This window comes from Tenacibaculum sp. TC6, from assembly GCF_050606265.1.
In the GTDB taxonomy this organism is placed as follows: Bacteria; Bacteroidota; Bacteroidia; order Flavobacteriales; family Flavobacteriaceae; genus Polaribacter.
In genome coordinates this window covers 172,352-192,571 of record NZ_JBOCUK010000002.1, presented here as the reverse complement: position 1 = coordinate 192,571, position 20,220 = coordinate 172,352, and the positions used below count along the sequence as shown (strand labels likewise).

Here is a 20,220-nt window from a genome sequence, read left to right as displayed (position 1 = left end):
GTTAGCAGTTAGCAGTTAGCAGTTAGCAGTTAGCAGTTAGCAGTTAGCAGTTAGCAGTTAGCAGTTAGCAGTTAGCAGTTAGCAAATTTATGGTTTTAAAATAAACACGGTTATAAAAGAGTCGTAATCTCTTTATTTTTAATTATAAATACACTTAGGTTTTCTTTTCATTTTGTATTGTTGACAACTGAAAAACTTTTTGTTTGCTAGTTGCCATTCGGTTTTCTATTTTTGTTCACGTAAACGAAAAGAATTAATGGAGCACTTTATAGTATCAGCACGTAAATACCGTCCTCAAACTTTTGAAGATGTTGTAGGTCAGCAGGCCATTACCAATACGTTAGAAAACGCTATAAAAAATAATCATTTAGCTCAAGCTTTGTTGTTTACAGGTCCTCGTGGAGTTGGAAAAACTTCTTGTGCCAGAATTTTAGCCAAACGAATTAATGAGGAAGCTTCTACTAATAGTACCGATGAAGATTTTGCTTTTAATATTTTTGAATTAGATGCGGCTTCTAATAACTCGGTAGATGATATTCGTAATTTAACTGATCAGGTACGTATACCTCCTCAAACCGGAAAATATAAAGTATATATTATTGATGAGGTGCACATGCTGTCTCAAGCCGCTTTTAATGCTTTCTTAAAAACATTAGAAGAACCGCCTGCTCATGCTATTTTTATTTTAGCAACTACTGAAAAGCATAAAATTATACCTACCATTCTATCTCGTTGTCAGATATTTGATTTTAAACGTATTGGAGTGTTAGATGCTAAAGAGTATCTAAAAAGTATTTGTGCTAAAGAAAACATTACAGCTGATGACGATGCTTTGCATATTATTGCTCAAAAGGCAGACGGAGCTATGCGTGATGCTTTATCTATTTTTGATCGTGTTGTTAGTTTCTCCGGAAATAATTTAACTCGTGAGGCTGTTACTCAAAACTTAAATGTGTTAGATTATGATGTTTATTTTCATATGACAGATTTATTGTTAGAAAATAAAATACCTGAAGTTTTGATGGCTTATAACGAAGTATTATCTAAAGGTTTTGAAGGGCATCATTTTATTAACGGATTAGCTTCTCATTTCAGAGATTTATTAGTAGCAAAAGATGCGGCAACTATTGCTTTGCTAGAAGTTGGTGATAACGCCAAAAAGAAATATTTAGAACAGGCAACCAAAGCAGGTATGCAATTTTTACTTACCGCTATAGATAAAGCTAACGATTGTGATTTAAAATACAGAGGCAGTAAAAATCAACGTTTATTGGTTGAACTTACGTTAATGCAAATAGCCTCTATCACTTTTGATGGAGCAAAAAAAAAATCTAGCAACTACATAATTCCCGCTACATTTTTTACAGCGTTAACGCCTTCTAAACCCAAAATACCCGCAGTTAAAAAACAAGTACATGAGGTCATAAAAGAAGCTGCTACAGCTACCAAACCTGTTGCTGTTGAAAAAACCGCTCCGGTACCTCCTCAGGAAACAGCAAAACCTCAACTAAAAGATATAAAACGCCGTACCTCTGCCCTTTCTTTAAAAAGTATTCATCAAAAGAAAGAATATAAAAGTGTTGAGGAGGAAGAAAATTACGATAACCACCCAAGAACTCCGTTTTCACAAGAGCAATTAAAAGATGTTTGGAAAAAGTATTACTTTAAATTACAAGACATGGGTGAGCGAAGTATGGCTGCTATTATTGCTTCTGATGACCCCAAACTATATGAGAATTTTAAAATAGCTATATCGGTTCCTAATGAGTTAATGAAATCACAGGTAGAGAAAGGAAAACCTAAGCTATTAAAGTTTTTACGTGAAAAGTTGAACAACTACGGAATTCAAATTGTTATTCATTTAAATGAAACGGTAGAAAAAAAGTTTGCTTACACACCTCATGAAAAATACGAGAAGTTAAAAGAGAAAAACCCTCTTATTGAAAAGCTTAAAACAACCTTTGGGTTAGACTTATAAAAAAAGGATGCTAATTAGTTAGCATCCTTTTTCATTTATATTATAGTTTCTTATTTAAAAAATTATTTTCTTTCCTAAATAAACAATTCTATCATTTCCATTTATCAAAGTATGATCTACTTCCGGAATGACCTCTATTTTCCTGTTATTTCTTACAAAAAGAGGTATGGATTTTTCTTCTTCATGGATGGTTGCTAACTTATTAATATAATCTTCTGAAGATTCCACTTTTACTTCATTAATAACCGGAAAATCACGTGCGCTTTCGTTTAAATTGATATAATCATCATTAGTCGTAAACAGCATATCTTCATTTTCAGGCGTCTTTATCTTCACTTCGTTTAACGTTGCTAATCTATAAGTTCCTCGTTCACCATAAATTCTTGAAAATTGATTAACGGCATACTTATTTACTTCATCACTTCCGGTCATTGCTATTAAATACCCCACATCATTCAATTCTGCCGAATCATCAATAGTATCATTATAAATATCAATATCAAAAGCCTCTACTCCTTCATTTCTTGCTTGTTGTATATAACTTTTGTTTTGGTCCAACAATACCACTCTTCTTCCATGATTCATTAAGTATTTAGCTATAATTCTTGCTGCATCTGAAGCTCCTATCATCACAATAGCCTCTGAGCTTTTTAAAAATACACCTACCAGTTTAGCAAACATTCGGGCTGTTGTTGCATTTAACAATACCGTTCCTAATACAATTAAGAATACTAAGGGAGTTATGTACTCAGCTCCTTCAATACCTTGTTTCATTAACTTAGTTCCAAATAAAGAGGCAATACCCGCTGCAACAATTCCTCTTGGCCCCACCCAACTTATAAATAACTTTTCATTAAGCTTTAAGGTAGAATTATGCGTACTCATAAATACGGCTAAAGGTCTTATAATAAATACAATTGCTGCAAATAATGATAATGCCTGCCAGTTAAACACCAACATTAACTCGCTAATATTCATATTGGCAGCTAATAGTATAAATAAAATAGATATTAATAAAACAGATAATGATTCTTTAAAATACAACAGCTCATCAATACTTTTTAAGTTACTGTTAGCAATCACCATTCCCATTACTACTACAGATAATAAACCTGATTCGTGTGCAAATAAATCTGACAGTACAAATACAAAAAGCACCATTGAAAGTGATACCACATTTAACAAATAATGAGGTACAAATTTTTTATTGATGATGAAAATAAGTCCGTGAGCAAAGGTAAACCCGAAGGTTAATCCAAAAAGTACAATTTTTCCAAATTCCATAAAGGCAGTTTTGGTAAATCCGCTACCTCCTCCGGCACTGATAAACTCAAACATTAATACTGCTGCTAAAGCTCCTATAGGATCTATTAAAATACCTTCCCATTTCAATACGGCCGCTACGTCTTTTTTCAACGGAATGTTTCGTAGTATCGGAGATATTACCGTAGGCCCTGTTACTATTATTAATGATGAAAACAGCATGGCTATTTCCCATCCTAAATTAAATACATAATGAGCTACTAAGGCAGAAACAATAAAGGTTATGGCAGCTCCTAAGGTAATAAGTTTAGTAATTACTGGCCCTACATTGGCTATTTCACTTTTTCGAAGCGTTAACCCTCCTTCAAAAAGAATAATACTGATAGCTAACGAAACAAAATAGAACAAACCTTCACCGGGGAACAATCCTTTTTCTCCGTTCCATATAGGCTCTATCCATTTATGTCCGTCTTCTGTAAAAAATTCAGCTGCAATAGGTCCTACAAATAATCCAATTAAAATAAGAGGTAAAATGGCCGGAATTTTAAACTTCCATGCCACCCATTGTGCTAATATTCCCAGTATTATTATTCCTGCTAGTTCTATCATAATTTTTATAAAAAAACTTAAAAGTACAGTTTTTTACTATAACCTTAGTTCTTATCCTTTTAATTTTTTATTTCAATAATTCGTTGTTCTTCATTTCCTAAATCATCAATTGCCGTAATGGTATGTACTCCTTTTTCCGGCTTTATTTCCTGTTCGTGGTATTGTTGAGTAGTACCTATAAACGTATTATCTATATACCAATACACTTTAGCTTCTGAATTGCTGTGTGTTAACTTTAAAATTATCGAGTTTATAGTACCTTCATTATTTTTTGTAAGTGATAAAACAGAACGGTACTTGGTAGGAAAAACAAAGTCCATGGTATTATTTTCTGTTTCTAAACAATCGTTTCTAAAACCGGGTAATGGTCTGTAGTCAGCATTTTTTTGCTGATAATAATACGCCATTAAGGGAGGTAATACAAACCATGATTTTGTTTTTATATTACTAATAGACTCACAGTTGGTCGTTACTCTAAATTTTTCAGAGGCATCTACCGTTATTTGTTTATGGTAAGGACATGCCTTCGCTTTTCTTCCGCTCTTTTGAATTCTCTTTTTTACTGAAGGACAAATTGGCAATGCCAAGTAACCGCTTTTTTCACAAATGTTCTCTTCTACCAAATCTTCATAAGGCTCTAAAAACCAATCTGACTTTGGCAAAACATCAAAAACGTTAAATAGTAACGGAGCAGCACTTCCTACCCCTGTTAAATCCGGTCTTCCTTCTCCATCGGAGTTACCTATCCAAACACCCACAACATATTTAGGAGTAGCCCCTATGGCCCACGCATCTTTATTTCCAAAGCTGGTTCCTGTTTTCCACCCTATTTTTTGTGAAGAATCAAAATACTTCCATGCTTGGTCTGTATAGGGTCTGTTTACCTCAGTTAAGGTGTTTAATGTTAAATAGGTAGCACCTGCATCTATAGTTACGTACTCTTCTTGTACTTTTCCGTAAGCGGTGGGTTCATTTTCAAGATAACCGGGTTCAATAAATTCATTTGTATAATAGTTATGCTTTAACTCTTCATAATGATTAACAATTCCGGCATATCCGGCAAATGTTTTACACAAATCCCATAAACTGGCTTCTGCTCCTCCTAAAATTAATGATAGCCCATAATAGTCTGCTGATTTATTAATGTGCTTAATATGATACCCCTTTATGTCTTCTCTAAACTTTTCCAAACCATAAGCTTGTAACATGCGTACTGCAGGAATGTTTAACGATCTTGTTAATGCTTCATTGGCAGCAACGGCTCCATCAAATGATAAATCGAAATTTTTAGGCGTGTAACCGGCTATTTCTGTTGGAACATCAGCTACTAATTGTGTAGGTAATAGCTCTCCGGATTGCAGCATTTGAGCGTACAAGAATGGTTTTAAAGTACTTCCTGTACTTCTGGGAGCTATTATATTATTTACATCTTTCTGGTGTTTAGCATCTGTTGGTGAGTTTCCCACATAGGCCAAAACCTTTCGTGTAGCTACGTCTATTACCAATACGGCTATGTTATACACTTCATTTTGTTTTACTTGTTCATAATGGTGTTTAACTAACGTATTTAGTTGTTTTTGTAAGTAGATATCAATAGAGCTTTGTACTCTTTCTCCTTTATTGCTTTTTGCCAATTCCTGAACAAAATGCGGTGCTATGTTAGGTAACGGATAGGGTTTTTGAGGTAATTCTTCTTCAATAGATAACTCATACGTATCTTTATCTATAATTTTTTCTATATATAGCTTTTGCAATAAATCATTTCTTTTCTTTTTAAGCTTTTGTTGGTTTTTTCCTGGATAAATTAACGACGGTGCATTGGGTAATACTGCCAATGTTGCACTTTCAGCCCACGATAATTGGTTGGGGCGTAATCCAAAATAACGCCAAGCAGCCATTTCTAACCCCACAACGTTACCTCCAAAAGGTGCATGAGAAGCATATAACCTTAAAATTTCTTCTTTAGAGCATCTAAATTCTAAACGGGTTGCCAGTATAAGCTCTTTTATTTTTTCAATGTAAGAACGTTGTTGGTTTTTACGTGACAATCGTACTACCTGTTGTGTAATGGTACTACCTCCTCTCACTACTTTTTTGGCTTTTATGTTTTCTTTCATTGCTTTGGCAATAGAAATAGGATTAAAACCAAAATGCTTATAAAAGTAGGCGTCTTCAAACTGCAAAATACAATGGGTAAACTTTTGTGGTACTGAATCTAACTCCGGAAAACGCCATTGTCCGTCATCAGCAATCACAGCCCCTAATAACTCATTATTTTTAGCGTTTACTACGGTAGATGTGGATTCTTCAAAAAGGTTCTTAGGCAAACAAAAATAATACCCTATAAATAGTGCTGTTACTATTGCTATTTTTAGTTTTTTCTTTTTTAAATAATTCTTCATATTTCACATGCAATTTAACAGATAGATTTTATATAGCCGTATTTTTATACGGTGTGTAATTCATTTTTTGTTTCTTTTAACATTCCAGGTATTTTACTGTGTATTACCTTCCTTTTTTACACCTCTTATATGTATAATAACTAACCGTATCGCCTTTTATTTTATCTGCTCAAAGGTAAGTTAAAATACGAGTTTTATAGTAAGTATAAACGTATTGCTGTTGGGTTTTTATTCAAAACACACAGGTTTCACTTTTACCCATAACCTTACAATACGTTTATACCTTATAAAGCTATTTATGCTTAGGCTCCCATATTAAGCGTACAAACGAACTTAATCGTTCATTTTCTCTGCTTACCGGAATTCCTGCTACAATACCAATCATTAAATGCTCTGCAATTCCTAATCGCATTTGAGGGCGAATTGTCATATCAAAATCTCCCTTCCCCCATGTTTTATTAAACTCAACACCTATAAAATTTCTGGTGCCTGTAATCATATAATGAAAGCTTGTATTAACATCATAGGCTGTATGAAACTGATGGGTTATAAAATTCTGTTCAATCCTAGGGCCTGTGTATAGTAATGAATGAAAATTGTTTCCCCATCGTTTGGCTATTACAAAAAACGGATTGTACACATTTCCCTTAATAAAAGGTTCTCCAAAGCTTCTAAAATCAGACAATTCAAATTCATTTATATAACCGATTGCCATTGAAGTAGCCATATGTTCATTCACATAAAAAGACCATTGTGTAGCCATCTTAATACTGTTTAACCGATTAGAGGGTACTGTACTTGCCTCTGTTTGGCTGGTAGGTGCATAAAAAGTAAAAGGAAGTTCTATTTCAAACCCTAATCTGTCAATGGGTGCCCATTCATATTCAATTAAGGCTTCATAAGAATCAAACTGTAATTTGTCTGTTAATCCGAACCCTATATTCCACTCTTTTTCTCCTTTTCTTGCTCCTAAATCGCGAATTAAATCAATATACAAAGGTTCAGCATGTAAAACCTTAGCGGGTTCTTTAGTATCTTCTACTTGTTGAATATATAAACTGTCTTTTTCAGCATTCGTTGTTTGAGCTATGGTAGGTACTGTATATGCCAATACAAGTACTAGCGTCTTTATTATTTTAATGTTCATGTATTAATTTGTTTGTTATATACGATAGAATCATCTTAGCCTCTTTTTAGAGGAAAGATGTTATTAAAAACTAAAAACAAATTAAATTTTGGGCGGAGGGGTACTAAGCTCTTGAAAGCCGTTTGTTAAATGCGTGGTATAAACAGGAAACTTCTGTTTTCTTCTTTTTATGTTGAATTGATTATTACCGGAATTACCCGAAGTTTGTGCTATAAAGTCTATTTTAATAGTTGTTTTCTCTCCATAGTCTTCCGTATCTGTATCGTCATACTCGCCTATAGCATCTTCATATCCCAAAATTTGCTCAACAATTATTTCAATAATACTTTCTTGTTCGTTAATTGATAAATCTTCCGGAATCTGTTCCGGATACAAATCTACCGGATCAACACTAAAATTAAGCAGATACAATCCCATTAATCCCCACAGGAATTTAGTATAAATGCTATTTCTTAGTTGATTCATCACCGCCCAAATTTAGTGTTTTTCAAAACTAACTGAGTATTGAGTACTCTAAAATCACTGTTAAACTTATCTAAACAATTCCAGATAGTTATAGGAAGTAATTTTATACATATAAGGGGAGCGACTTTATACACCTAAGGGGAGTGACTTTATACACCTAAGGGGAGTGACTTTATACACCTAAGGGGAGTGACTTTATACACCTAAGGGGAGCGACTTTATACACCTAAGGGGAGCGACTTTATACACCTAAGGGGAGTGACTTTATACACCTAAGGGGAGTGACTTTAAAAACAAAGCGGTTCTAAAAAATTTAGAACCGCTTTGTTTTTACTATTAGCATATGTAAAATTGCTTTTAATTCATATGAATCCAATCAATTTTCTTCTTTTCAACTACTGGATTATTTTTAATATACTCATTTACATACACGGTATATTCATTCCATAAAGTATCTACATCTTTGTTTAATATGGTTTGAAAAGCTTTTTTGTAACTCCAAGGTGTGATTTCTTGTACCGATTTGTTGAACTTATAAATAAAATCTTTGTCATACGTATCTACAATCCACTTTAAAAAGAAACCTGTTGTGGTGTATCCCATCAAGTATTTATACTCACCTACTCCTAAATCCGGACGTCTGGTTTTATGGTATCCGGCATTGATACGAACCAAGTCTGCCTCTCCTTCTAAAAAAGCAAAATAATCATATCCGGGTTTGTATTGGTTATCGGCCGTTTTAGGACTAAATTGATATCCATGTGTTAACTCATGCCATAATACCCCGTATATTTCATACTTTACCGCATCATCCGGCTCATTTTGTAATGCATTTTGTATGTATTTTGTGCTAAACCATAAATCCATTACCGTACTGTTTCCTCCTCTGGCTGCTAAGGTATTACTCCAATTAAAAGTAAAGTTTACCTTCTCAAAATCGGGCACTTCACTTATGTTTTTATACAGCTGTTTACATACTCCTAAAGTAACTTCATTAATGGCTTGTTTAAAATCAGGTATAATGGTAATCGCTCTTTTATACCCTTCTGAAATGGTGTCTGTTGACGTAAATACTATTTCAGGATAGTGAAATCCATTCCACGGATTTTCAGGATCATATACTTTAATATATCTTTTTAACGTCAACGAGTCTTTTCCGTGTTTATTCTTAACCATAAGAGTTACCGCATGGTTACCGGGAGTTTTAAATACTACCTGCGGATTTTGCTCTGTACTTACTTCCGGGATTCCGCTTTCAAACATCCATTCCCAATGATCAGGAGCATTGGCTGATATATCATTAAATTGAATTGTATCTAAAATTTCTCCTCTGGTTTGTACGGCTAAAAACTCTGCTATTGGTTGCTCTGTTAGTGCCAAAAACTCAATTTCTGCAATTTGTAAGTAATTATCACCGTAAACAGAGGTTTTAGTTTGCTCTAATGTTATTTTATAAGAAGAATAAGCTGTAGTGTTCTCTTCTAAATCAAAAGATACTGTTTCTTTTCTTTGGGCAAAAGTTTGGTCTGTTTTCGTATCTAAAACCTCCCAATTCTCTCCATCTAAAGAACCGCTAATACTCCAGTTTTTAGGATCTCTTCCCGGGGCATCATCTGCCGATGTTATCTTATATTTTTTAAGTACACTGGCTTCTTTATTTGTTATAACAATGGTATTTTTAGGGGCTGTTACTAAAAATTTAGTGTTCTTATTCTCATCAAATAAATTAGGTATACTTTCAGACTTACTTATTCCTTTATGCTCACTATTAATAATACTTGATGGGGTAACAATGTTTTTATATCCTTGTTTAAACGGATTTACATTTTCTGTTTTTTGTTTACAACTTACGCTAAATAATGCAATTAGCGTTGCTGAAAAAATAAAGCATCTATTTCTTTTCATTGGGTTTGGTGGTGTTGTTTTTAAAGTCATCAAATATAACCCGCTTTTACTGGGTTTTGTATATGCCTTACAACTTAAAAAGATACTTGTTAGGTATACTACAATTTTTTAGTATTGGTGGTAGTTTTAAACATTTTAATCCTTTTGATTGGTATAAGGATTCTTATTTTTTGTCCAAGTTAATATGGTTTCATCTCTAACCGTAGAAGGATTTTCGGGTACTGCTTTGTAGTACGGATCTCCTATATCATATCCCATTGAAGTAAGTTTTACTTCTCCGTTTCCTAAAATAGCTATTTGGGTATACCCAAAGAATGTTGCTTCTCCCGGGCTTCCACTGTTTCCGGCTATTACTTGATACGTTCCTTCTTCACCGGGTTGCATACGTTGGTAATCATGTAAATGGGCAGAAAGCATGGCTATTACCTTGTTTTCCACTAATTTTGGCCATAGTACAGGGCCTTCAGGAATCCCTTTATGTCCGGTTTCCGGTTTACCGCTTACATAGTAAGGCTTATGCCCTAATACAAATACATGGTCTATTTTCGGGTTGTTTTTATACTCCGCTACTTTATCAACAATCCATTGGGTAGGTATTTGTCCTTCTAAACCATACGGATTTTCTTTTGTTGGTTCATTATACGTATCGGTATTCATTAACACAAACCCTATATTTTTTCGTGTAAAGGCAAAAGTCATTTGATTATTAATACTATCCTTTCCGGTTACAAAATCTCTGTCTTTAGGCATATACGTTGCCATATGATCCATCCATACTTCAGTAGCTCCTTTTAAGGGCCATTCTGTATGTTCAGGCATATTATAATCATGGTAATACAGCATTTCATGATTTCCGGGTACGGCTACCATTTCTATACCTGCAGTACTAATTGGGCTAAAATTGGTATTAGCATATAATTCTTTCCATGCTATTAACTGATTTTCTAAATTTGTGGTATCGGTTTCTCCTAAAACCATATCTCCTAAAAAGAAAAATAGATCCGGCTTTCTTTGTAAATCCGAAATTTCTGTCCATATTCTTTTCATTGCAGATAAATTGGCTGTAGAGGCATTGGTTGCAGTAGAATCTTCTTGTTGATGACGGTCTACCCTATTACATCCTAAAAACACAAAACTAAAGGCTACAGAATCTGTAGTTTGTTCTGTGGTTTCTAAATTTGTTTGTGAAGTTTTTGTTGATTTTTTCTTTGTGGTACAGGCCACCCACAGTAATAGTACTATAGGTACTAATAGTAGTGTTTTTTTCATAAGTTGGGTTAGTTTAGTTATTTTCAAAGATAATTACTTCTTGCTTTCAAAAAGTAATTATCTTTCTAAACTAGCCTACATTTACTTCAAATAAATATCCTACCAATGCAGTAAGTCCCATGGCTACTGTACCCCAAAAAGTAATACGTACAACCGCTTTTAAAACATTAGAGCCTCCTGCTTTAGCGGCAATGGCACCTAACAATATTAAAAATGCAATAGCAAATCCGTATTGATAGTAAATCATTTGTGGTAAGGGTAAAAACAAAGCCACCAAAAAGGGTAAAACGCCTCCCATTATAAAAGCAGCCCCCGAGGCTAATGATGCTTGTAACGGATTGGCTTGTGTGGCACTATTAATTCCCAGCTCATCTCTGGCATGGGCTTCTAAAGCATCATGGGCTGTTAATTGTTTTGCCACCAATAAAGCTGTTTCTTTATCTAACCCTCTATTTTCATAAATCTCCGCTAATTCCAATAACTCCATTTTAGGAGTGGTTTTTAACGCTTCTTTTTCTCGTTCTAAATCGGCTTTTTCTAAGTCGGCCTGTGAACTTACAGAAATATATTCTCCGGCTGCCATAGATAAGGCTCCGGCAATTAATCCGGCTAAGGCAGCTAATATAATAGGTTCACGGGTGCTACTGGCTGCCGCTACCCCAATGGCAATACTGGCCGTTGACAAAATTCCGTCATTAGCCCCCAAAACAGCGGCTCTTAACCAATTACTCCTGTTTATATAGTGGGTTTCTATATGCGTTTCTAAATTTCTTTCGTTTTCTTGTTTCATACGGATACCATTAAAATTAAACGTTTGATTTATATATTATTCAGTTAACAAGTTAAACACTCCTTTTTTAAGAAATTGTGCATCTTTTTGTAACGTTGTATCTTGTACTTCTACAACATCATTAAAAGTATCTCCTAAAGTTACTTTTTGTTTCTTAAAAAAATACCCTTCATTGGTATTCTTTACCAATTGTAAGGCATAGTATGCTCCTTCCACTTCTGCTACTGATGTTTCCGGCAATGCTCTTTTATTTTCTTTAGTAAGTACTATGGTTGCTTCTGTAAACATTCCTGCTAAAAAATTTCTTTTTTCTTCATCTTCAATATGAGCGTGTACATCTACAGTTCTATCGTCATTAATACTTTTTCCTATTAAGTGTACTTTAGCTTCATAGCTTTTTGTAGATAGTTCCGGTACCGTAAACGTAATTTCCTGCCCTATTTTTAGTTTAAGTGCATCTTTTTCAAATACCGATAATTCTAAGTGCAAATGACTGTTATCTATAATCTCTAAAATTTCATCTGCCGGAGAAATATGCGACCCGGTTACTACTTTTATTTTAGTAATGTTACCGGAAATTGGAGCGTAAACACTGGCTAACGATGTAATTGTACTACTTTGTAGCTTGTTAGTGGGTATGTTTACTATTTCTAGTTGTTTTTGTAAACTTTTTAGGGTTGTTTGTGCAACTTCATAGTCTCTTTTGGCTTTTAAGTAGTTTCTTTCTGAAGTTATCTTTTCATCAAACAGTGCTTTTTGACGTTCAAATTCAGACTTTAAGAAATCTATTTGTTGTTTAGTTTCTAAATAGTTTTGTTGCATTACAACAAATTCCTGATTTTCTATGGTTACTAAGCGTTGTCCTTTTACTACCTTATCTCCTACCAACAAAGGAGTATTTTTAATATATCCTCCCATTTTTGCACTTACCACTACTCTGTTTTTTGGCGGTACTTCTATTTTTCCTACAACCTTGATTGTTTTAGGAAATTGTTTTTCTTCTACGTTTATCAATTCCATTTGGTTTTTCTCCCATTGTTCCATACTCACAAAAATGGTATCATCAGTAGTTTTTGCTACTACCTTTTCTTCTGTATCTGTTGTTTTAGATGCACATCCTATAAGGGTCATTAATAGAATGTTATATATAAGTTGTTTCATACGAATAAATTGTATTAATATTTTATATTTCAATGGTTAACATACTTTTCAAAAAATCACTCCCCTCCACTACAGGCTGTTTTATTCATTTGTTTTTGTGAAGGCAGTTAGCTTATTTTGACAAATCTATCTATGAGGGTTTCCTATAAATAATTTCGAGTTTAAGTATCGTATCTGTTTACTGTATTTCTATATATTATTAAAAAGTTATATAGTTTAAATCTATTACAACACTGTTATAGTTTTCTATACCGGTTACATAGGCCAACTTAATTTGATAAGCGTTTTCTATGCTTTGTATGTATTGAAAAAAATCTATTTCTCCGTGTTTAAAGCTTGTACTGGCTGTTTTTAATAATTCAGTAGCCAAAGCCATTCCTTCTTCTTCATAATACAACAATGACTGCTTTTTTTCTTCTAGTTTATTTTGAAGGTTTTCATAATACGACTGTAATTGCTTTTGATAATCTAAGGTTTGATACGAGGCAATTTCCTTGGCTATTTTAGATTGTTTTACTTTTGATACTTCACTACCGAATAGTAATGGTATTTTCATACCTATCTGGTATCCATAAAATCCTTGATGGCTATTGGCATTGTTGCCTCTGAAAACTTCCAAGCTGAAATCAGGCAACCACTGTTGTTTTTGTTGTTGAAATTGCTTTTGTGCTAATTGTTCTCTTTCAAAATACCCTAACAATTCAGCTGTTGCATTTAAGTTTACCTCTTGTACCGACAGCTTTTTAATTGTTTTTTCTTCAACCACCTTTAAACTATCCGTAGATTGTATGAGAGCTGTTATTTTTTGATAAGCTATACGAACAACCGTTTTTATATTTCGATACTCGTTTTTAATTTGTTTTTGCTTTGCTTGTGCTGTAAGCTTTTCTAAGTAATTGGTTTCTCCTAACTCAAAACGTCTTTTTGCTGCATATGAAAATTTATCATATAAACTATCTAAGCTCTTATACAGTTTTTCTTGTGCTTTAGCGTATTGATAGGTGTAATACGCTTGTACTACCGATTTTACTAACTTCTTTTTAGCTATCTGGTATTGGTTGTTTTCTATATTGTACGCTGCTTTTTTTACTTTTTTATTAGCTCCGTACACGGTAGGAAAGGCTATGTTTTGCTGAATTCCGAAAACATGTAAAGGCAACCCTGAAACCGTGTTATTTTCATCTTTGGCATAGTACACTTCTGTTTTTTCAAAGTTATATGCAGATGCTATGGCTGCTTCGGCTTTAGTTACTTTGAGCTGTTGCGCTTGTAACCCCTTGTTATTAGCCACTGCCAAATCAATTAACTCCTCTAAACTTTTCTCAGATTGTTGTCCTTGTACGCTTAAGAAGCCACCTAAAAGTAAAGCTACATTTAGGATTCCTTTAGAAACTTTTATTGTTCGTTCTTTATGAAAAATTGCATATAGTATAGGTAATACAATTAATGTAAGAATGGTAGAGGTCACCAAGCCTCCTATAACTACCGTTGCTAAAGGGCGTTGAACCTCAGCACCTGCATTGGTAGAAACTGCCATAGGTAAAAAACCTAATGCCGCAGCGGCCGCCGTTAGTAAAACAGCACGAAGTCTATCAGCCGCTCCTTGTTTTACCAGCTTTTCAACATCGGTAAATCCTTTATGTTTTAATTCTTTAAAATGTTCTATTAATACAATTCCGTTAAGTACGGCTATTCCAAATAGCGCTATAAACCCTACTCCGGCAGAAATACTAAAAGGTAACCCTCTTAGCCATAGTAACAACACTCCACCAATAGCAGCAAATGGTATAGCTGAATAAATAATAAGGGCTTCTTTTACTGATTTAAACGCAAAATACAGCATGATAAAAATGAGCACTAAAGCCACAGGAACCGCAATCATTAAACGTTTAGAGGCACTTTGTAGGTTTTCAAACTGTCCTCCATAAGTAATGGTATACCCTACCGGTAGTTTTATATGCTCTTTAATTAGCTGTTGTACATCATCCACTACCGATTGTAGGTCTCTATTTCTCACATTAATACCAACTACTAACCTACGTTTGGTATCGTCTCTTGCTATTTTAGCAGCTCCTTTTTGATAGGTAATAGTAGCCAATTCTTCTAAAGGTACTTTTCCTCCATTGGGTACGTCTATATACAATCCTTTTAGGTCTTTAATATCCTTTCTATGGCTTTCATTTAACCTAACCACCAAATCAAATCGTTTTTCTCCTTCAAAAATGTTCCCTACAGCTTTTCCTGCAAACCCCATTGACACCATTTCATTTACGTCTTTTATATTCAATCCGTATCTGGCTATCTTAGCTCTATCATAAGAAACATTCATTTGAGGTAGTCCTTCTATTTTTTCAACCACTATGTCTGATGCTCCTTCTACATTTTCTATCAGTTTTTTGATTTCATTTCCTTTTTGAGCAAGAACAGCTAAGTCTTCCCCAAAAATTTTAATAGCAATATCCGCTCTAACCCCTGTAATTAATTCATTGAAACGCATTTCAATAGGTTGGGTAAACTCTACTTCTATCCCCGGAATAACCTCTAGAGCTTCTTTAAATTTGTCAGCTAACTCATCTTTACTTTCTGCGGAAGTCCATTCACTTTTAGGGTGTAGTGTAATCATTACATCACTTTCTTCCATACTCATAGGATCAGTGGGTACTTCTGCTGCTCCGATACGAGAAACTACTTGCTTTACCTCCGGAAAGTTTTCTTTCAATAGTTGCTCAATCTTCGTAGTAATTTCTACTGTATTACTTAGCGTGGTACCTGTTTTTAGTACCGGTTGAATAACAAAATCTCCTTCATCTAATGTAGGTACAAACTCACCTCCCATTTTACTGTATAACACTACCGAAAGTAATAGCAAGGCTACCGAGGTTCCTAATACCATTCTTTTTCGACGTAGCGCCCAATTAATAACCGGTTCATACAAACGGTTTAACCATGTTAACAGTCGTACCGAAATATTTTTATCGGTTATATTAGAAGGTTTTAAAAAGAGAGAGGCCATTACCGGAACATAGGTAAAACAGAATAGCATGGCGCCTATTAATGCAAAACTAAATACTAAGGCCATGGGCTTAAACATTTTTCCTTCTACCCCGCTTAACGATAAAATTGGAATGAATACAATAAGAATGATTAATTGCCCAAATACAGCCGAACTCATCATTTTTGAAGCACCTTCATTACTTACCGAATCTCTGAGTTTTTGTTGTTCTTGCTTAGAAAGATTGGCAAATGTTTCTTTTTGTTGGGTTATTTTAAACGTTATGTATTCTACTATAATAACAGCTCCGTCTATAATAATTCCAAAATCAATAGCTCCTAAACTCATTAAATTGGCATCTACTCCAAAAATATACATGAGTGATAGTGCAAATAAAAGGCATAGGGGAATTACCGAGGCCACGACTAATCCAGAACGAATATTTCCCAGTAGTAAAACCACTACAAAAATAACAATTAAGCATCCTAAAATAAGGTTTTCTGTAATGGTAAATGTTGTTTTTGCTATTAGTTCACTACGTTCTAAAAAGGGATTGATATAAATTCCTTCCGGCAAGGATTTTTCAATAGTCGCCACTCTTTCTTTTACAGCTTCAATTACGTTTTTAGAACTGGCATCTTTTAACATCATTACCTGCCCTAATACTTTTTCTCCTTCTCCATTTGCTGTGATTGCTCCAAATCTGTTGGCGCTTCCGTACCCTACAGTTGCAATATCTTTTACATATATGGGCATACCGTTTTTATTGGCTACCACTATATTTTTGATATCTTCTAAGTTTTTCACCAGTCCTTCTCCTCTTATAAAGTAGGATTGATTTACTTTTTCTATATAACCTCCTCCGGTAACACTATTATTGTTTTCCAGGGCGCTCACTATTTCTTTTGCAGAAATATTCATAGCATTGAGCTTTTGAGTATTAATCGCTACTTCATATTGTTTTAAATAGCCTCCCCAAGTATTTACTTCTACCACTCCCGGAATTCCTGATAATTGTCTTTTTACAATCCAATCTTGAATGGTTCTTAAATCTGTGGTTGAATACTTATTTTTATACCCCGGTTTTACATCTAATACATATTGATAGATTTCTCCCAGCCCTGTAGTAATGGGTCCCATTTCCGGTGTTCCGAATCCTTCAGGTATTTTTTCAGAAGCTGATTTAATTTTTTCTGCAATCAACTGTCTGGGTAAGTAGGTTCCTAACTTATCTTCAAAAACTATGGTAACTACTGATAGTCCAAATTTTGATATTGATCGTATTTCTTTTACTCCCGGTAAATTTGCCATTTCCAATTCTACCGGATAGGTTATAAATTGCTCCATATCTTGAGTAGAAAGGTTACGAGAGGTGGTAATAACCTGTACTTGATTATTAGTGATATCCGGAACGGCTCCTATGGGAATTTGTGATAAGGAATAGACTCCGAAGCCTATAATAAATGCTGTAAACAACAGCACTATAAATTTATTTTTTATAGTAAATTGTATCATATTTGATAACATAATTCATGAATTAAATACGTATATGTGTATACTGACCCATACGAGTGCATGGTCAATATAATTTAGTATTGGGTGTATGAATTATGCGAACCTTGGTGGTTGAAATATACCTATGGCATCCGGAGAAGTATAAATATCCTGATAGTAAAAAACAGTTTTTTTACTCATTGCCACCGGCGTTGGATATAAAGCTATTTCCAGATTATGAAATGTTACTTTGGTAAAATCTACTAAATGGTAGTCAAATTGAAAAGGTAGCTTTTCATGCTCTTCTTTTTCTTCTTGATGTTTTTGAGCATGTTCTTTTTTAAGATCTCCGTAGTGTTTAGATAAAAATGTAACAAAACTATCATTATACGCTTTTTTATGAAATTGCGCATGTTCAACTAATTTATTCAGGTTTAAAATATCACTGCATGAAATATTAAAGCCTTGAATAAGAATTACAATAGATAATATTGTTGCTGTTATTTTCACTTCATACAAATATACAGCTTTTCATGACAAATGATACATCAACCCAACAAACACCTCTAGTTTAGAATTAGTTCAAATTTAATTGTGGAGCGATAGCCTATTGTTTCATTCAACAAACTCCCTTAAATCAATATCATCATAACCATTTATTGTCTAAAATCTGCAATGGCAGGGGTTTTAGATGTTGTTGGATTAAGATATAAATCAGCTTCTTTTACTTGTTTTGTTTTGATAAATGTTGTGTTAGGATTGATATCAAAAATGGTTTTAAGCCTGTTTTCTATCAACGGTATTTTTGGGGGCTCAGAAGAATTAGCCACTACTAAAAATTTGATTTCTGTGTGTTCCGGCTTGTTACTGGATACTTGAATTTGAAATCGATCAACTGTTTCATAAAGCCAATCAAAATCATTTATAAAATAGGAATTAGAATCTATTGAAAACGACTTAGGTTCTCTGGTTTTTAAGTGTACTAAGGTTTTATTCTCTTCATAAGAAATACTTCCTATGTCTCCCATCACATATCGAAATACCGGAAAGCGTTTTCTTAGCAAATTGGTTACTACTAACAGTCCATTACCTTCTTCATCCGGATTTTCTACTTCAACGAGTACTTCATTCAGCGTTTCAAAAACAGTTTGTCCGTCTTCATACGTAGCCCATCCCCAAATACCGGTTTCTGCAGAGCCATACATGGTATATATTCGGTTAGCATTAAATGCCTTTTTAAGCAATGTAGCTTGTGATGGTAATAAAAACTCGCCCGCATACATAATATTTTGAATGGATACTTCCAAATTAGTATCTAATAGGTACTGAGCTACCAATATTAATTTAGATGGAGTTCCCATTATCATATTGGCTCCAAATTGTATCGCTGTATTGTATATCAAATCAAATTCAGAAACGGCTCCTAAAGATATGGTGGTTGCATTACAACGATCTAAAATATCATCCATAATAGCTGCGGTACGATACATTCCGTTATAACTAAACAAATTCAATGCTCTGGTTTGCGGTGTAAACATACCATACTTTACCAACTCTTTTGATAATAGCTTACGTTGGTATAAGTTTTCTTCAATATCTACCGGAAATACTAAGGGTTTTGCCATAGAGCCTCCGGAACGTACCAGGTAGATTCCTTTTGCTTCCGAGGTAATATTAAAACGGGTTGCCAGTATGTTTCGCAAGGTATGTTTTTCAACAGGAAGGGCTTGGGTATAGTGTTTTATTCCACTATAATACTCTTTAAATAGTGTTGACGCTTTTACGGTATCAAAATGTTCTTTTAATCTGCTATCCATGTTTTTTAGAATTTATGTAGGAAGAAGTAATACCCTTGTTTTAGAAATACTTTTCTGTAATTAATTACAAATTTCAGTTTTTGACTGAATGAATTCAGACTCGATAAAGCGTGTTGTATCCATCTACTTCCTACTACTCCCATTAAACGTTTATCATAATAATCGCTACTATGTTTAAACCTGCTTAATACCGGTGGAAAATCAATTTCATTCCAATGCTTATATGTTTTTCTGGAAGCACTTCCCGGCACTTCTCTTACTTTTAAATAAGCCCCCATTAGCAAGCCTATTTTAGGAGTGCCTTCGCTCAGCATTTTTTTTAGTACTCTGTACCAATAATCGATTCCCTGATAAATAATACGTTGCTCTATGTATTTTACAGATTCTCCATGGGGTCTTTTTAGAATTACATTACTTCCGACTCCCATATAAAAATTATGAGAGGTAACTGTTTTTAAAGGCTGATTCAAATAATATGCTTCTTCAGTTATGGGCGTTATTTCGGTTTCCAGTTTTTCAATTTCCGGACAGATTTCATTACTAGGAAATAGTTGAATTCCTACTACTAAAAAGTCTATGTTATACTGTTTCATTAGTGAACTTGCTGTTTTTAACAAGTCTTTTTCATAGAGATCGTCTGCGTCTAAAAAACTTACCAAATCTCCTGTAGTTTTAGAGAAACCAACGTTTCTGGCATATCCGACTCCATAATTAGCCGTAAGCTCTATAATTTCTATTCTGGTATCTTTAAAGAGTATTTGGTTACATGCTAAGTAATTTCGTGCCACTTCTAAACTACGGTCTGTACTATAATCATCTACAATGATTAATTCAAATGGCTTTTGGGTTTGTGATGCTAAAGAGGCTAAGGTTTCTTCAATATACAGCTCTTTGTTATGCAAGGGTATGACAACTGAAAATTTCATCG

General features: G+C 34.1%; 13 protein-coding genes. 1 reads left to right on the top strand and 12 read right to left on the bottom strand.

What is annotated here, in order from left to right; genetic code table 11:
- Positions 1 to 256 precede the first annotated feature (256 nt).
- On the top strand, positions 257 to 1,978 hold the full coding sequence (locus ACQY1Q_RS02310; RefSeq protein ID WP_431003669.1) for a DNA polymerase III subunit gamma/tau: 1,722 nt from the start codon (positions 257 to 259) through the stop codon (positions 1,976 to 1,978).
- A 54-nt stretch (positions 1,979 to 2,032) separates the two neighbouring features.
- On the opposite strand, the gene ACQY1Q_RS02305 is transcribed toward ACQY1Q_RS02310, so the two are convergent.
- The 12 genes from ACQY1Q_RS02305 to ACQY1Q_RS02250 all read right to left on the bottom strand — a co-directional run bounded on the left by ACQY1Q_RS02305 (position 2,033) and on the right by ACQY1Q_RS02250 (position 20,218).
- Positions 2,033 to 3,850: a cation:proton antiporter gene (locus ACQY1Q_RS02305; protein WP_431003668.1), complete on the bottom strand. Its 1,818-nt coding sequence runs from the start codon at positions 3,848 to 3,850 to the stop codon at positions 2,033 to 2,035.
- Positions 3,851 to 3,909: 59 nt separating this feature from the next.
- Entirely contained in the window at positions 3,910 to 6,252 is a 2,343-nt protein-coding gene (pbpC, locus tag ACQY1Q_RS02300) for a penicillin-binding protein 1C (RefSeq protein WP_431003667.1), read from the bottom strand.
- A 292-nt stretch (positions 6,253 to 6,544) separates the two neighbouring features.
- Positions 6,545 to 7,399, bottom strand: coding sequence for an HAEPLYID family protein (locus ACQY1Q_RS02295; RefSeq protein ID WP_431003666.1), 855 nt, complete (start codon positions 7,397 to 7,399; stop codon positions 6,545 to 6,547).
- 81 nt (positions 7,400 to 7,480) lie between these two features.
- Positions 7,481 to 7,864, bottom strand: coding sequence for a hypothetical protein (locus tag ACQY1Q_RS02290; RefSeq protein ID WP_431003665.1), 384 nt, complete (start codon positions 7,862 to 7,864; stop codon positions 7,481 to 7,483).
- A gap of 357 nt (positions 7,865 to 8,221) precedes the next feature.
- Entirely contained in the window at positions 8,222 to 9,769 is a 1,548-nt protein-coding gene (locus ACQY1Q_RS02285) for a basic secretory protein-like protein (RefSeq protein WP_431003664.1), read from the bottom strand.
- A gap of 135 nt (positions 9,770 to 9,904) precedes the next feature.
- Positions 9,905 to 11,038, bottom strand: a complete 1,134-nt coding sequence (locus ACQY1Q_RS02280) for a metallophosphoesterase family protein (RefSeq protein WP_431003663.1) — start codon at positions 11,036 to 11,038, stop codon at positions 9,905 to 9,907.
- Positions 11,039 to 11,108: 70 nt separating this feature from the next.
- Entirely contained in the window at positions 11,109 to 11,828 is a 720-nt protein-coding gene (locus ACQY1Q_RS02275; protein ID WP_431003662.1) for a VIT1/CCC1 transporter family protein, read from the bottom strand.
- Between the two features lie 36 nt (positions 11,829 to 11,864).
- On the bottom strand, positions 11,865 to 12,989 hold the full coding sequence (locus ACQY1Q_RS02270; protein WP_431003661.1) for an efflux RND transporter periplasmic adaptor subunit: 1,125 nt from the start codon (positions 12,987 to 12,989) through the stop codon (positions 11,865 to 11,867).
- A 199-nt stretch (positions 12,990 to 13,188) separates the two neighbouring features.
- A complete protein-coding gene (locus ACQY1Q_RS02265; protein ID WP_431003660.1) occupies positions 13,189 to 17,508 on the bottom strand; it encodes a CusA/CzcA family heavy metal efflux RND transporter in 4,320 nt (1,439 codons plus the stop codon).
- 81 nt (positions 17,509 to 17,589) lie between these two features.
- Positions 17,590 to 17,994, bottom strand: a complete 405-nt coding sequence (locus ACQY1Q_RS02260; protein ID WP_431003659.1) for a hypothetical protein — start codon at positions 17,992 to 17,994, stop codon at positions 17,590 to 17,592.
- A 137-nt stretch (positions 17,995 to 18,131) separates the two neighbouring features.
- The gene (locus tag ACQY1Q_RS02255) at positions 18,132 to 19,292 is read right to left on the bottom strand and encodes a hypothetical protein (protein ID WP_431003658.1); all 1,161 of its coding nucleotides are present in this window, start codon (positions 19,290 to 19,292) and stop codon (positions 18,132 to 18,134) included.
- A gap of 5 nt (positions 19,293 to 19,297) precedes the next feature.
- On the bottom strand, positions 19,298 to 20,218 hold the full coding sequence (locus ACQY1Q_RS02250; RefSeq protein WP_431003657.1) for a glycosyltransferase family 2 protein: 921 nt from the start codon (positions 20,216 to 20,218) through the stop codon (positions 19,298 to 19,300).
- Positions 20,219 to 20,220: the final 2 nt, after the last annotated feature.